14 protein-coding genes and 1 pseudogene are annotated in these 13,934 nt (G+C 58.2%); 8 read left to right on the forward strand and 7 right to left on the reverse strand.

The features are described 5' to 3' along the window. Positions 1-25 precede the first annotated feature (25 nt). Together rhaI and DA792_RS00465 are read right to left on the reverse strand one after the other, a co-directional pair. Positions 26-1,299, reverse strand: a pseudogene (rhaI, locus tag DA792_RS00460) (L-rhamnose catabolism isomerase). Between the two features lie 9 nt (positions 1,300-1,308). After that, on the reverse strand, positions 1,309-3,405 hold the full coding sequence (locus DA792_RS00465) for a bifunctional rhamnulose-1-phosphate aldolase/short-chain dehydrogenase (RefSeq protein WP_107717420.1): 2,097 nt from the start codon (positions 3,403-3,405) through the stop codon (positions 1,309-1,311). A 187-nt stretch (positions 3,406-3,592) separates the two neighbouring features. Here DA792_RS00465 and DA792_RS00470 point away from each other — a divergent pair, with 187 nt between their 5' ends. The 7 genes from DA792_RS00470 to DA792_RS00500 all read left to right on the forward strand — a co-directional run bounded on the left by DA792_RS00470 (position 3,593) and on the right by DA792_RS00500 (position 10,719). Then, positions 3,593-4,393: a DeoR/GlpR family DNA-binding transcription regulator gene (locus DA792_RS00470; protein ID WP_107717422.1), complete on the forward strand. Its 801-nt coding sequence runs from the start codon at positions 3,593-3,595 to the stop codon at positions 4,391-4,393. 54 nt (positions 4,394-4,447) lie between these two features. Next, positions 4,448-5,437, forward strand: coding sequence for a rhamnose ABC transporter substrate-binding protein (gene rhaS / locus DA792_RS00475; RefSeq protein WP_107717424.1), 990 nt, complete (start codon positions 4,448-4,450; stop codon positions 5,435-5,437). Positions 5,438-5,515: 78 nt separating this feature from the next. Continuing rightward, complete coding sequence (locus DA792_RS00480) at positions 5,516-7,051, forward strand: sugar ABC transporter ATP-binding protein (protein ID WP_107717426.1); 1,536 nt, start codon at positions 5,516-5,518, stop codon at positions 7,049-7,051. Further along, positions 7,048-8,025: an ABC transporter permease gene (locus DA792_RS00485; RefSeq protein ID WP_107717428.1), complete on the forward strand. Its 978-nt coding sequence runs from the start codon at positions 7,048-7,050 to the stop codon at positions 8,023-8,025. Before DA792_RS00480 ends, DA792_RS00485 begins: the two co-directional genes overlap by 4 nt. Next, positions 8,022-9,032, forward strand: a complete 1,011-nt coding sequence (locus DA792_RS00490) for an ABC transporter permease (RefSeq protein ID WP_107717430.1) — start codon at positions 8,022-8,024, stop codon at positions 9,030-9,032. The genes DA792_RS00485 and DA792_RS00490 overlap by 4 nt, the downstream gene beginning before the upstream one ends. Further along, positions 9,032-9,346 carry an L-rhamnose mutarotase gene (gene rhaM, locus DA792_RS00495; RefSeq protein WP_107717432.1) on the forward strand — a complete coding sequence of 105 codons (315 nt, stop codon included), beginning with the start codon at positions 9,032-9,034 and terminating at the stop codon, positions 9,344-9,346. The genes DA792_RS00490 and rhaM overlap by 1 nt, the downstream gene beginning before the upstream one ends. Then, entirely contained in the window at positions 9,343-10,719 is a 1,377-nt protein-coding gene (locus tag DA792_RS00500) for an FGGY-family carbohydrate kinase (protein WP_107717434.1), read from the forward strand. The genes rhaM and DA792_RS00500 overlap by 4 nt, the downstream gene beginning before the upstream one ends. Positions 10,720-10,721: 2 nt before the next feature. Here DA792_RS00500 and DA792_RS00505 read toward each other — a convergent pair whose 3' ends face one another. The 5 genes from DA792_RS00505 to DA792_RS23120 form a co-directional block, all read right to left on the reverse strand. Beyond that, positions 10,722-11,165 (reverse strand): TonB family protein, encoded by a 444-nt coding sequence (locus tag DA792_RS00505; protein ID WP_159075121.1) that lies wholly within the window; start codon positions 11,163-11,165, stop codon positions 10,722-10,724. Between the two features lie 392 nt (positions 11,166-11,557). Next, positions 11,558-11,842 carry a TniQ family protein gene (locus DA792_RS22570; protein WP_254679205.1) on the reverse strand — a complete coding sequence of 95 codons (285 nt, stop codon included), beginning with the start codon at positions 11,840-11,842 and terminating at the stop codon, positions 11,558-11,560. Next, positions 11,839-12,306, reverse strand: coding sequence for a TniB family NTP-binding protein (locus tag DA792_RS22575; protein WP_254679206.1), 468 nt, complete (start codon positions 12,304-12,306; stop codon positions 11,839-11,841). Before DA792_RS22575 ends, DA792_RS22570 begins: the two co-directional genes overlap by 4 nt. Positions 12,307-12,311: 5 nt before the next feature. Next, positions 12,312-12,590, reverse strand: coding sequence for a TniB family NTP-binding protein (locus DA792_RS22580; protein WP_254679207.1), 279 nt, complete (start codon positions 12,588-12,590; stop codon positions 12,312-12,314). Positions 12,591-12,756: 166 nt separating this feature from the next. Continuing rightward, complete coding sequence (locus DA792_RS23120; protein ID WP_368074460.1) at positions 12,757-13,152, reverse strand: Mu transposase C-terminal domain-containing protein; 396 nt, start codon at positions 13,150-13,152, stop codon at positions 12,757-12,759. On the opposite strand from DA792_RS23120, the gene DA792_RS00525 reads away from it, so the two are divergent. Next, positions 13,104-13,934 carry an amidase gene (locus DA792_RS00525; protein ID WP_254679208.1) on the forward strand — a complete coding sequence of 277 codons (831 nt, stop codon included), beginning with the start codon at positions 13,104-13,106 and terminating at the stop codon, positions 13,932-13,934. The genes DA792_RS23120 and DA792_RS00525 overlap by 49 nt on opposite strands.

The following is a 13,934-nucleotide window of genomic DNA, read 5'->3' on the forward strand; positions in this document are numbered from 1 at the left end:
CTGCGATGGCGCGTGTTCTTTTGACTTAGACGATGCCGCCACCGCCGCCGGTGGATTTCGGGCGTTTGTCCGCCACCGCCGCGCGGTAGCCCGAGGCACGATAGGCCATGATCGGATCAATCGCGCCACCTGCCTCCAATCGGGCTTTGGCGAGGATCGGTTCGACATCGGTGCGGAACGCGGCGCGCAGGGTGGCAGAGGCCATGAGCGCGTCGTTTTCAGACTGATAGCCGGCAAGCGTCTCGCGATCCACCAAAGAGGCCTGTACATAGGCACGCTGAATTTCCATCGCGGAGATCATCAGGCTTTCGATCGGGTCGGTCACATTGTGGGATTGGTCGATCATATGCGCCAGATCAAGACCGGGCGTGCCCTCCGCATCCACAAGCTCGTTCCAGACCAGAAACAGGCGGTAGGGTTCGATGGTGCCACTGTCGAGATCGTCGTCACCATATTTCGAATCGTTGAAATGAAACCCGCCCAGCTTGCCCGCATGGATCAGGCGCGAGACGATCATTTCGATGTTCACATTCGGCGCGTGGTGGCCCAGATCCACAAGGCACATTGCCTTGTCGCCCAATTCCTGCGCGGTCATCAAAGAGGTGCCCCAATCCTGAACCACGGTGGAATAGAATGCGGGTTCATAGATTTTGTGCTCGGAAAAGATCCGCCAATCCTCGGGCAGGCCTTTGTAAATCTCTTTCATTGAGGCTAGGTAACGTTCGAATTGCTGTCCCATGTGAGTCTGACCCGGAAAGTTCGAGCCATCCCCGATCCAGACGGTCAGCGCCTTTGACCCGAGTTTCGCACCAATCTCGATGCATTCGAGGTTGTGCTCGATTGCCTGCTGACGCGTTGCCGCATCCACATGGCTGAGCGAGCCGAACTTGTAGGACTGTGCCTGATCGGGTTGGTCCTGAAAGGTGTTCGAATTCATCGCATCGAAGCCGAGGCCGTATTCCTCGGCCTTGGCGCGCAGGTCACTCACCTCCGCCTTGTCCCATGGGATATGGAGCGAGACGGTGGGAGTGGCCTGCGTCAGCTTGTGGATCACGCCGCAATCGTCGAGTTTGTCGAAAATGCCACGCGGCTCGCCGTCGCCCGGAAAGCGCGCAAACCGTGTGCCGCCGGTGCCGGTCCCCAGGAGGGCACGGCCACGCCAAAGGTTTTCGCGCGTTCTTTGATCGCGTCGATGTCGATGCCCGCGCGCGCGAGCTTGTCCCCAAGTGCCGCGTAATCCGCGCGCAGATGCGCCTCGGTTTTGGCGTTCTGGGCCGTAATCGTGTCTGATTTAATCATATCGCCCCCCTAGCGTGTGAACGCTTGCACGTTGCCGGCGTCCACGTTGATGATGTTGCCCGTGGATTTGGCCGACTGTTCGGAGGCAAAGAAATACGCCGCTTCAGCAATGTCCTCGGGCAGAACCGAGCGTTTGAGCATGGAGCGTTGACGATACATTTCCTCAAGCCCGTCCTTGTCGGTGCCATAGGTGCCTGCGCGCTGTTCCAACCATTCGCCTTCCCAGATTTTAGAACCTTTGAGCACAGCATCCGGATTGACGACATTGACACGAATACCCGCCTCGGCCCCTTCGAGCGCCAGACAGCGCGCCAGATGGATCTCAGAGGCTTTCGCCGTGCAATAGGCGGAGGCGTTCGGGCTGGCCGCGAGGCCGTTTTTGGAGGCCACGAACACCACCGATCCGCCGATGCCCTGAACCCGCAGCATTTTGAATGCTTCGCGAGAGACGAGGAAATAGCCGGTGGACAGGATGTCCATGTTCTTGTTCCACAACGCCAAAGTGGTGTCCTCGACTGGCGCGGAAGAGGCGATACCCGCGTTGGACACAAGGATGTCGACACCGCCAAATTCAACCGCCGTATCGGCATAGGCCGCAATCACCGCGTCCTCGTCGGTCACGTTCATCTGAACCTTGCGCACCACGTCCGCTCCGAACTGTGCGGCAAAGCCCGCCCGGACCTCTTCGAGCGCGGTTTCATTGATGTCGGCCAGCATGACGCAAGCGCCCTCTTTGAGATAGCGCGCCGCCGTCGCCGCCCCAATGCCACCCGCCGCGCCGGTGATCAGAGCCACCCGGCCCGCGAGGGATTTGGGTTTGGGCATACGTTGCAATTTGGCCTCTTCGAGAAGCCAATATTCGATGTCAAAGGCCTCCCGTTCCGGCAAGCCGCAATAGTCCGACACCGCAGAGGCCCCGCGCATGACGTTGATCGCGTTGACGTAGAATTCGCCTGAGATCCGCGCGGTGGCGCGGTCCTTGGCAAAGGTGATCATGCCGACACCGGGGATCAGATAGACCACTGCGTTCGGATCACGCAACGCCGGGCTGTTGTCATGTTTGCAGCGCTGGTAATAGGCTTTGTAGCCTTCGCGGTATTCTGCAATCTGCGCTTCGAGGCCTGCGAGCACCTCGTCAATATTGCCTTTGGCCGGATCGAAATCGATCACCAGCGGACAGATTTTGGTGCGTAGGAAATGGTCCGGACAAGAGGTGCCAAGCGCCGCCAGATCACGCATGTCTTTGGCGTTCACAAAGTCCAGAACCGTGTCGCTGTCGACGAAATTGCCAACCATGTGCTGTTGACCGGAGACAAAACCGCGGATCGCGGGCATGAGTTTCGCGGCCACCGCACGGCGGGCATTGGCATCGAGGCTTTGGTGGATCGGACCGCCAAAGGCGGGGACATCCTTGGTTTTTTCTTCGAAATAGGCGATAGCTTTGTTGATGATCTCAAGCGTCAACTCGTAACAGGTTTTCGCATCGTCATCCCAGGTGAACAGCCCGTGGGATTCGAGCACGACCCCTTTGGCCTCCGGGTTTTTGAGACAGAAATCCTCGAGCCACAGACCCAGCTCATAACCCGGCTTTTTCCACGGCAACCAACCGATGTCATCGCCGAAAATCTCTTGGGTCATCGCCTTGCTGTCTTTCGACGCAGCGATGGCGATGATCGCATCCGGGTGCATGTGATCGACGTGTTTTTTCGGCACATAGGCGTGCAGCGGCGTGTCAATCGAGGCGGCGCGCGGGTTCAGGTTAAAGGTGCAATGCGGCAGGTAGCCGACCATTTCATCTTCGAATTCGACGCCGCGATATTTGCCTTTGAGGGCGCGCAGCTTGTCCATGTAGAGCGTGGAAAACCCGTCCATCTTGATCGAACCGACATCCCCACCGGAGCCTTTGACCCAGAGCACTTCGGCCTTTTCACCGCTCAACGGGTCGTCTTCCATCACCTTGGCAGAAGTGTTGCCGCCGCCGTAATTGGTCACGCGTTTATCAGACCCAAGCAGGTTGGAGCGGTACAGAAGCTTTTCCGGTTCGCTCATTTTTTCGGCCTTGGCGTCATCCCAAAGCGATGCGAGCCGCGTTGATGCGGTTGTCATTGTGAATCTCCTCCTGATCTCAGGTCATGGGACCATATGGCTCGAACACTGCGCAGGCTGCGGCGCATTGTCAATCATAAATAGTCAAAATCAATCATAATGCAGGTGCAGAATGATTATAATGACATTTAATGATTGACAATGATTGATTTCTTGCGGCACTCTCAAGGCCGACGGGAGGACTATCATGCACGAAAAAGAGCGCCACGGGATCATTCTATCTGCTGTTCAGGACCGTCCGGTCGTGACGGTGGTTGATCTGTGCGGCCTGACTGGGGCCTCGGAGGCCACCATTCGCCGCGACATCGCGGCGCTGCATGTGGCCAAGAAACTGCGCCGTGTGCGGGGTGGGGCGGAGGCGCTTGCGCCCAATCAATTCCCCGGTCTGGCCGGACGACCATTTTCCGTCAATGAAACGATCAACATCAAGCAAAAACAAGCGATTGCCCGTGCGGCGGTGGAGCTGTGCGAGGATGGCGATCCGATCATCATCAACGGCGGCACGACGACCTTTCAGATGGTGCACCCTCTGGCGACGCGGCGCTGTCAGGTGTTTACCAACTCCTTTCCGATTGCCGAGCACCTGTTGAAAAATTCAAAAAACTCGGTGCTGATTTCCGGCGGCGTCATCTACCGCGAACAAAACATCGTGCTGTCGCCGTTCGACAATGATGTGACCAGGAATTTCTATGCGCGGCGCATGTTCATGGGCGCGCAGGGCGTGGCACCGATAGGTGTGATGGAGGCGGACCCGCTGATCATCCAAGCCGAACAAAAGCTGATCGGGCAGGCGGATGAATTGGTGCTTTTGGTCGACTCGTCCAAGTTTAAGAGTCGCTCAAGTCTTGTGCTGTGCTCGCTCGACACCATCGACATCCTGATCACCGATGAAGGCATCAGTGACCGTTCCGCCGCCATGATCGAGGCGGCGGATATTGAACTTATCGTGGCCCCGATCGCGGGCGCGAAAGAAGAGGTGGCGTCCTGATCCGAGGAGGGCCAGTGCCGCCAAACACAAGGGTGACTTAGGGAGGACCCCACTATGAAATTTACCAGACTTTTGACGTCCGTGGCCGTTGCAACCGGGCTTTTTGCCGGAACGGCTCATGCCGAAGACCTGCGCATCGCGCTTGTCGTCAAGGCGCTTGGCATCGGCTTTTTCGAAGCCGCCGCTGAGGGCGCACAGGAGGCCGCAGATGAGCTTGGCAATGTCGAGATCATCTACACTGGCCCGACCGACACCACCGCAGAAGGCCAGATCGAGGTGATCAATTCGCTCATCGCGCAAAACGTCGATGCGATCGCGGTTTCCGCCAACGACACCGACGCTTTGGTGCCGACGCTCAAAAAGGCGATGCAGCGCGGGATTACGGTTGTGTCCTGGGATTCGGGTGTGGCCGAGGATGGTCGCATGGCGCATCTCAACCCATCGTCCAATGAGTTGATCGGCAATATGATCATCAAACTTGCTGCGGATGAATTGCCGGAGGGCGGCAAAGTGGCGCTTTTGTCGGCCACCACCACCTCGACCAACCAGAACATCTGGATGGAAGAGATGAACAAGGTGATGGGCAACTATCCAGGCATCGAAGTTGTGGCCACCGTGTACGGCGATGACCTTGCGGATAAATCCTATCGTGAGGCCACCGGTTTGATGCAGTCCTACCCGGAGCTTGATGCGATCATCGCGCCGACCTCGGTCGGGATCGTGGCCGCGGCCCAGGCCGTGGTGGATGCGGGCAAGGTCGGCAAGGTGAATGTCACCGGTCTGGGTCTGCCGTCTGAAATGGCCGGCGCGATCGAGAGCGGCGCGTCCAAATCCTTTGCGATCTGGAACCCGATTGATTTGGGCTATTCGGCGACCATGTTGGCCTATCAACTGGCCACGGAGGCCGCGACCGCAGAGCCGGGTGCGGTGATCGAGATCGGTCGCATGGGCGAGATCACACTCGATGACACGAACTCCGCCGCCATGGCCGATCCCTTTGTCTATGACAGCTCCAACATCGACGATTTCAAAGACATCTTTTGATCGTCTGAGACAGGTCTTGGTGGTGGCTCTTTCGGGGCCACCACCGCATTTAAATTCCTCAGCCAACGAGACCGCATTATGGGCACTGACCAGACATCGGTCGGAGTGCAAGGGCCTTTGCTCGCGCTTGACCAGATCACGAAAACATTTCCGGGCGTGAAAGCGCTCGATGGCGTTCAGCTGGCGCTTTATCCGGGGCAAGTGACCTCTTTGGTGGGCGAAAACGGCGCGGGAAAATCCACCGTGGTCAAAATTCTGACCGGGATTTATCAGCCGGATGGCGGTCAGATCCTTTTGGATGGTGCGTCGGTGAATTTCGCCACGGCGCAAGACGCCTCTGCGGCGGGCGTGACCGCGATCCACCAGGAAACCGTGTTGTTCGAAGAGCTCACCGTGGCGGAGAATATCTTTATCGGTCATGCGCCGAAAACCCGGTTCGGGTTGATCGACACCAAGGCGCAGATGACCCAGGCTCAGGAGATTCTGGAAAGCATCGGCGCGGAGATTGATCCGGCGGTGAAGCTCAAAGACCTCAGCATCGCCTCGCGCCACCTTGTCGCCATTGCGCGCGCGTTGTCCGTTGAGGCGCGGGTGGTGATTATGGATGAACCCACCGCCGCGCTCAGCCAGAAAGAGATCGAAGAGCTGTATGAACTGGTCGATATCCTCAAGGCGCAAGGCAAGGCGATCCTGTTCATCTCGCATAAATTCGACGAGATTTTTCGCATTTCCGATCGCTATACGGTGTTTCGTGACGGTCAATTCGTCGGTGATGGAAAGATTTCCGACATCGACGAAGGCGCTCTTGTCCAGATGATGGTGGGCCGCGCCGTGGATCAGATTTTCCCGAAACGCCATGCGGTGATTGGCAACGAGGTTCTCAAGGTCGTGGGCTACAGCCACCCGACCGAGTTTGAAGACATCAATTTCACCCTGCGTCGGGGTGAAATCCTAGGGTTTTATGGGCTTGTGGGCGCGGGACGGTCCGAGTTCATGCAATCGCTCATCGGCGTCACGCGCCCGTCCAAAGGCGCTGTGCGGGTGAAGGATAAGGTGCGGGTGATCCGTTCGCTAGCGGGCGCGATCGAGGCCGGGATCGTCTATGTCCCCGAGGATCGCGGCAAACAGGGCGCGATTTTGGACATGCCGATTTTCCAAAACGTGACGCTGCCCTCACTCAACCGCACCTCAAAGGGCGGATTCATCCGCATGGCCGAAGAATTTGCCCTTGCGCGCGAATATACCGAACGTCTTGATCTGCGCGCGGCCTCATTGGACACCACGGTCGGGAGCCTTTCTGGCGGCAACCAGCAAAAGGTGGTGATCGCCAAATGGCTGGCCACGAAACCACAGGTGATTATCCTCGATGAACCCACCAAAGGCATCGACATCGGGTCCAAGGCGGCGGTGCATGATTTCATGTCCGAACTTGCCGCCGAAGGCCTGTCGGTGATCATGGTTTCGTCTGAAATCCCCGAAATTCTCGGCATGTCCGACCGCGTGATCGTGATGCGCGAAGGCCGGATCGCCGCCGAGCTTGCGGGCGATGATCTGACCCCCGAAACACTTGTCCGCCACGCCGCGGGCATCGGCGTCAAAGGAGAGGCCGCATGAGTCTTTTGAAATCACGCGAAGCGATCCTTTTGGGCGCGATCCTAGTGCTTTTGGCGCTGATCTCCACCCGGTTTCAGGGCTTTATCGCGCCGCGCAACCTGCAATCCGTGTTCAACGACACCACGCCTTTGATGATTCTGGCCCTGGGTCAGATGGTGGTCATTCTGACGCGCTGCATTGATCTGTCCGTGGCCGCCAACCTTGCCCTGACGGGGATGGTGTGCGCCATGCTTAATGTTGCCATGCCGGGGCTGCCGATTGGCGTGATTTTGGTCGTGGCGATGGCTTTGGGCGCCTTTCTGGGGGCAATCAACGGGATTTTGGTGTGGAAACTCAATATTCCGCCCATCGTTGTCACCCTCGGCACCATGACGATTTTTCGCGGTATCATTTTCCTTTTGACCAATGGCAAATGGATCAATTCCCATGAGATGAGCGCTCGTTTTACGGGCTTTGCGCGGCATGACATTCTCGGCCTGCCGGTGTTGGGCTGGATCGGGATTCTCGTCGCTGTCGTGATGTTCGTGGTCATGGCGCGCACTACACTGGGCCGGTCGTTCTATGCCGTGGGCGGCAATCCCCACGCCGCCGTTTACACCGGGATTGATGTGGGCAAGACACAGTTTCTGGCCTTTGTCATCTCCGGCATGTTGGCGGGGCTCACCGGGTATCTGTGGATCGCGCGCTACGCGGTCGCCTATGTCGATATCGCGGGCGGGTTCGAACTTGATGTCGTGGCGGCCTGTGTCATCGGTGGGATTTCCATCGCTGGCGGGGCCGGGACGGTGATTGGCACCGTTCTGGGCGCCCTGTTCCTGGGCGTGGTCAAAAATGCCCTGCCGGTGGTCGATATTTCCCCGTTTTGGCAACTCGCCATTTCAGGGGCTGCGATCATTATTGCCGTGGCGTTCAATGCCCGGTCCGGCCGGTCCAAGGGCCGTGTCATTCTCAAATCTGCGGAGCATGCCAAATGAGCCTGACAGACACATCCGAGACCCCGAAAGGCCGCCAGTTGCCCGACCGTTTGCGGTCCCCGCTGGAGGCGCGACTCAAAAGCTGGGAAAGTCTGCTTTTGGTGGTGGCGATCGGGATTTTCATCCTGAACACCTTTGCCTCGCCCTATTTTCTCAACGCGTGGAACCTCTCGGACGCCACGTTCAACTTTACCGAAAAGGCGATGATCGCCTTTGCCATGGCGCTTTTGATCGTGTCGGGGGAGATTGATCTCTCCGTCGCTTCGATCATCGCGCTCTCTTCCACCGTCATGGGGGTTGTGATGGAGCTGGGCGCGGGCACACCTGTGATCGTGCTCACGGGGCTTGGTGCGGGGCTGGTGTGCGGGGCCTTCAACGGGGTGCTGGTCACACGGCTGGGCCTGCCCTCCATCGTTGTCACCATCGGTACCATGAGCCTGTTTCGCGGCATCAGCTATATCATACTGGGCGACGGCGCGTTTCGCGGCTACCCTGCGGATTTCGCATGGTTTGGCCAAGGCTATGCCTTTTGGGTGATCTCCGTCGAATTGGTGATCTTTGCCCTTTTGGCGGTGATCTACGGTGTGGTTTTACACAAAACCAATTTTGGCCGCATGGTCTATGCCATCGGCAACAATGCCACGGCGGCGATGTTTTCGGGCATCCGTGTCGCGCGGGTCAAGATGATCCTGTTCCTGCTCACCGGTCTCATGTCCGGGCTGGCCGCCGTCTGTCTGACCTCGCGCCTTGGCTCCACACGTCCCTCGATTGCCTCCGGGATGGAGCTTGAGGTGGTGACCATGGTGGTTTTGGGCGGCGTCAATATCCTTGGCGGCTCCGGCACCATTCCAGGCGTGGTGATCGCCGCCTTCGTGATGGGGCTTGTGACCTTTGGCCTTGGGCTTTTGAATGTGCCGGGGATCGTGATGTCGATCTTTATCGGCCTTTTGCTCATCGGGGTCATTGCCTTGCCACGGCTTTGGAGCAAATTGCGAGGTGCCATGTGATGGAGAAATACGCCTTTCGTATGGTCCTAAATGAGGGCCAGTTGGATGAGTACAAAAAACGCCATGATGAGATCTGGCCAGAGCTTTGCGACGGCCTCAAAGCGGCGGGGGTCTCGGATTATTCGATCCATTATGACCCGCAAACATGCCATCTTTTTGCGGTGCTCTGGCGGCGTGACGATCACATAATGGATACGCTCCCGGACCATCCGGTGGTCAAGAAATGGTGGGCCTATATGGCGGATATCATGGAGACAAACGCCGACAACAGCCCGGTTGAAACGCCGCTGCAAACCGTGTTTCACATGTCATGAGCGCGCCCGAGACGATACCACGCCATATTGCCGTGACGGATGTCGGCAAGACCAACGCCAAACTGGCTTTGGTGGATGGGCAGAGCTTGCGTGAAATTGCCGTGGTGACCCGGCCCAACACGGTGTTGATGGACGCGCCCTATCCGCATTTCGATCTGGAGGGGCACTGGGCGTTCTTCCTTGAACACCTGAGGGCGTTTCATGCCAGTCACGGCATTGATGCGATCTCTGTCACCACCCATGGCGCATCTGTGGTGTTGCTGGATGCACAGGGTGCTTTGGCCACGCCGATGCTTGATTACGAACACACCGGCCCTGATGACACCGCCACGCGCTATGATGCGATCCGCCCGCCGTTTGCCGAGACCGGAAGCCCGCGCTTGCCCATGGGACTCAATGTCGGCGCTCAATTATATTGGCTGTTCGATCAGGACCCGGAGTTGCAATCGCGCACCGCGCATATCCTGACCTATCCGCAATATTGGGGCTATCTGATGACCGGGAACATGGCCACGGACATCAGTTCTCTGGGCTGTCACACTGATCTGTGGGACCCTGAGGCGGGGCGGTTCTCGACACTGGTGGAGAGGCTGGGCCTGACGGATAAAATCGCGCCCGCGCATCGTTCTTTTGATATTCTGGGCGCGATCACGCCCGAGATTGCCGCCCTCACGGGGCTTGATCCGCGCACCCCGGTTGTCTGTGGCATCCATGACAGCAATGCGTCGCTTTTGCCGCATTTGATCGGGCGGGAAGGGGCCTTTTCTGTCATTTCCACCGGCACTTGGGTGATTGCCATGTCGGTGAACGGCGCGTCTGTGACGCTTGATCCGACACGCGATACTCTGATCAATGCGAATGCTTACGGCCAACCTGTGCCCTCGGCACGTTTCATGGGCGGGCGCGAGTTTGACATGATCCGCGATGGCTCAAACCTTGTGCCGACACCGGACGATCGGGCGCGCGTGTTGCGCGATGGTGTGATGCTGTTGCCCGCTGTCGTGCCACAAAGCGGGCCATTCGCCGGGCGCAGACACAGTTGGACCCAAACGCCAAAGACCGACGGGGAACGCATCTTTGCGCTGTCGCTGTATCTCGCCTTGATGACTCACACATGCCTTGATCTGATCGGGGCTGCTGGCCCTTGCGTGGTCGAAGGACCGTTCGGGGCCAACGCGGATTATCTTGCGATGTTGGATGTGCTTCGCGGTGAGGGTGTCGAAATCGCGACCTCATCGACAGGGACAAGCGTCGGGGCTGCGTTGTTGTTTGCAAAAGAGGGCGCGGGGGTCGCGACGGTGACACGCGCACAGCCCCCCGCCCCGAATCTCATCGCGTATGCCCGACACTGGCAAGACTGTGTTGGGATCTGACGTCAGGGGTCACGCTCAGCCTGTAAGGCTATGACCTGTGAGGGCTGGGTGACGCTGATTTTCTGTTCAAAAGTATATGTCGCGCGGGCGAGAGAGGGGCGCGTGGGTTGGATTTTCCCCACCTGTAGCACGGCCTTGATGGCCGCGCGGTCCAAGGCGGCATTGCCAGAGGTGCCCAGACGTGTGACCCGGGCAATCTGGCCGTTTCTGGTCACTGTAATCTGTAGCATGACCGACCCTTTTGCCCCCGCTGCCGCCGACGGGTAGCGTTTTTTATGTTCGATCGCGGCACGTAATGTGCCGCCCCAGCGGCTCAGCGCTGTGTGGATCTGGGCATCTGTCGTGGTGGTATTTTGGGCCGTGCCCACCGTGCCGCGTACAATCCGGGCGGTGATGCGCCACGAGATCTGGAGCGATATCAGAGGCGATATCGGGCCCTGTTTCATCCGAAACATCGGGGCTTTGCGTGTGGGGACTGTGGTCTGCTCTCAAGATCAAGGGCGTCATCCCAAGTGTCGACCAGAGGTTCTGTCGCAAAGTTTTTGCGGTTGGTTGGACCGGCTCGCAAGTGCTAGGTGTGGGTTTTTGAGTTTGAAAGCGACCGGCCAACCGTGACGATTGATTTCAAAGGGAACCATTTGTCACTTAGCAGTTAATTGTAAGATTGCGGCGGTTTTTTCGGCGATTAGCATTTAATTGTGAGACTCGGCTGGTTCCAGATCTTAAATCAGCTGCAATTGTTGCGGTGGTCCCGATTCGAAAGCCGGGGAAACCAGATGGTCAGTTGCTTTGATGAACCGGTTCTTGTTTTCTCCAAGCATGTGCGCTTGCAGCATCTTTAGCATTGCGGGTCCTGCGCGTTCGATGATTGCCACGCCTGCGAGGAGTGCGGGACGGAGATGGAGCGGCAGTATTGGGTGTTTTGGCGAGTAGGGGACCGACTTGTGTTCGCCTGATCGATACTTAACATCAGATCGATTGCCCGAAGCGATGCCGATTCCGGCAAGCAATGGCGGAGCATGGTCAGCGGTGTGACGCAGTAGAATTCTGCGTGTCGACTGATCCATGATGACAGAAGTTCGCCGGGCAGGGGCGGCAGAGTGACGGGCAGGCAGTGATTCATGCGAAGGCAGCCTCGGTATCAAACGTGGGCACCCAAGTTTCAACGGCACTGTCGGTAATGCACTCACTCCCGTTCTCGATGGCATTGATCGCAAGGCTGTTGATCGTCTGGAAAATGTTGGCGGTAACGCCGTCAGTGATTTGCAGAATGCGTCGAAGGGATTTGGGCGTCAGCACAGAGGGTCTGCGAAGCGGGGTATTGCGCAGGATCGATGTGACACGCGTCTCAAAGTCTTCATTGGCGGCCCAACGGTTCAAGGTAAACTGCTCGAACCGGCGCGCGAGCTGAACGTCACCGCCGATGGCCTCCCGGGCTTCGTTGACACCAAAGCAGACCAACGATATCTGAAGACGATTTCTGAGGAAACGCAGCGTGTTCAGGACGATACGTTGCTCGCGGTAGGTCCCGGCGAGGATGTTGTGGCCCTCGTCGATCACCAGCACCTGTACACCGATGGCCGCCATGATCCTCAGTGCCGCCTGTTCCACTGGGCAATGTCGGTGCGCGGCCGTTGCGGGGCACCCAGAAGGGTGAGAAGCTCGCCATAGAACCGCCGCTCCCCCGGGCGGCTGACCATTTCCATGGCCAGAACCGGCGTCTTTAGAACGCCAGTCCGGCGATCAAGAGCTTGCTTGGCACGTGGATACAGGATCCAGCGTCGTGATCTAATGGTGCGGATGCGCCCTGCGTTCGGTTCAAATAGCAGGGCTATCGTGTTGGCGGTCAGGTGAGCAGTTGTATCGGTCATGGTGCCTCCAGGTCATTCAGTGTCCTCAACAAACGGCACCGGTTTGCTGGAGTCGACACCGCGAAGCGTGCCCGTTTCCCTGGCATTAGTCGTTGGTTTCGGCTGCGTTTTGGCACGTCGCGCCGCTGCGGTCCTGACGACCGCCGCATCGACCATCTTTCGCTGTTCAAGCGCCGTCCTTTCTCACGCATGCGCGACGGGCAGTCAAAGCCTCGTGTAGGGTGATGGGTGCCAAGGTCAGGTCCGCATAGCGCGCTTCGACAAAGTTGCCCGAAGGACGACGTACGAACACGCGCGACATGTCTCGCGGATCGTATTTGATCAGAAGCCGTCGTTGCGACCGGCCTACGTCGCCGCTGAGCGCGGCGGACCAGTAGCGCAGGCCAAAGAGGTGAATGCCGGTTGGCCGTAGGGTTCGCTCCTGTTCGGGCAGGAAGCTAATCCAGAACTGAAGTCGATCCTCCGGTAACCGAAGGGGGATTCCACCTTCGTGTTCCCGCCAAACTGCGATTGGTGGGCGGCTCTGTCCGTATCCCCGCGTCGGCTTGCGGGGTCTACGGATTTAAACCGACCTACGGGCGGGCATCCCGCCACGGCGTTCTGCCACTAAGTTGGTCACTGGACGCGCCGGGGCCGATAGCGTCAGGGTTAGACGACATTGCCCTTCTGCTGCCATACTTCCTTGGTGCGGACCCACAGGATGCCTCAACAGCCCAAGCAAAATCCTTCCGTTCAATTGCGGCACCAGAAAAGCCGAAAGTTCTGCATCTGTCAGGTCTGGGGCTGGAACGTTCTGACGAAGTTGATGCGGCGGTGCGCTATAAGTTGGGACAGGCAGACGCCAGTGTTACCGATGCCAGTTTGCCGGACATGCGCAGCTTTTTCGCAGCGTGGGAGGCCATTCTGCATGTCGAAGCAACATCCTACCATGAGGCGCTTCTTTCTCGCAGCCCAAACGCCTTTTCATGCGTAACCCGAGCGCATCTGGAAGCGGGAAAACTTATCACAGGGCAAGAGGTAATGCATGCCCAGAAACTGCGGAGCCGGTTCATCAACCTTCTTTTGAATGATCTAGATGAGTGGGATGCGTTGGCTCTCCCGACGTTGCCTGTATCCGCGCCGCGTCACGGTGATGATCGGCAGAAGTTCGGCGGGCGCGATGTCACGACGCAAGACAGCATGACATGGTTCTGTTGGCCCGGAAATCTTGCGGGGCTGCCCTGCGTTACTCTGCCAGTTGGAGACTCAACAAATGGTCTGCCAATCGGTATGATGCTGATGGGCAAGCCTGGAAAAGGCGAAGTCCTGTTGGACATTGCACGGCGGTTTGACAAAGGGCGGTAA

Origin of the sequence: Celeribacter baekdonensis (assembly GCF_003047105.1) — a bacterium.
GTDB lineage: Bacteria > Pseudomonadota > Alphaproteobacteria > Rhodobacterales > Rhodobacteraceae > Celeribacter > Celeribacter baekdonensis_B.

Bases quoted from the DNA above. Each gene is read 5' to 3' on its own strand.
- DA792_RS00500 (WP_107717434.1), top strand. From the start codon at position 9,343: ATGAGCGCGCCCGAGACGATACCACGCCATATTGCCGTGACGGATGTC.
- DA792_RS00465 (WP_107717420.1), bottom strand. From the start codon at position 3,405: ATGACAACCGCATCAACGCGGCTCGCATCGCTTTGGGATGACGCCAAG.
- DA792_RS22570 (WP_254679205.1), bottom strand. From the start codon at position 11,842: ATGAATCACTGCCTGCCCGTCACTCTGCCGCCCCTGCCCGGCGAACTT.
- DA792_RS22575 (WP_254679206.1), bottom strand. From the start codon at position 12,306: ATGGCGGCCATCGGTGTACAGGTGCTGGTGATCGACGAGGGCCACAAC.
- DA792_RS00490 (WP_107717430.1), top strand. From the start codon at position 8,022: ATGAGCCTGACAGACACATCCGAGACCCCGAAAGGCCGCCAGTTGCCC.
- rhaM (WP_107717432.1), top strand. From the start codon at position 9,032: ATGGAGAAATACGCCTTTCGTATGGTCCTAAATGAGGGCCAGTTGGAT.
- DA792_RS00505 (WP_159075121.1), bottom strand. From the start codon at position 11,165: ATGAAACAGGGCCCGATATCGCCTCTGATATCGCTCCAGATCTCGTGG.
- DA792_RS00470 (WP_107717422.1), top strand. From the start codon at position 3,593: ATGCACGAAAAAGAGCGCCACGGGATCATTCTATCTGCTGTTCAGGAC.
- DA792_RS00485 (WP_107717428.1), top strand. From the start codon at position 7,048: ATGAGTCTTTTGAAATCACGCGAAGCGATCCTTTTGGGCGCGATCCTA.
- DA792_RS00480 (WP_107717426.1), top strand. From the start codon at position 5,516: ATGGGCACTGACCAGACATCGGTCGGAGTGCAAGGGCCTTTGCTCGCG.
- rhaS (WP_107717424.1), top strand. From the start codon at position 4,448: ATGAAATTTACCAGACTTTTGACGTCCGTGGCCGTTGCAACCGGGCTT.
- DA792_RS22580 (WP_254679207.1), bottom strand. From the start codon at position 12,590: ATGACCGATACAACTGCTCACCTGACCGCCAACACGATAGCCCTGCTA.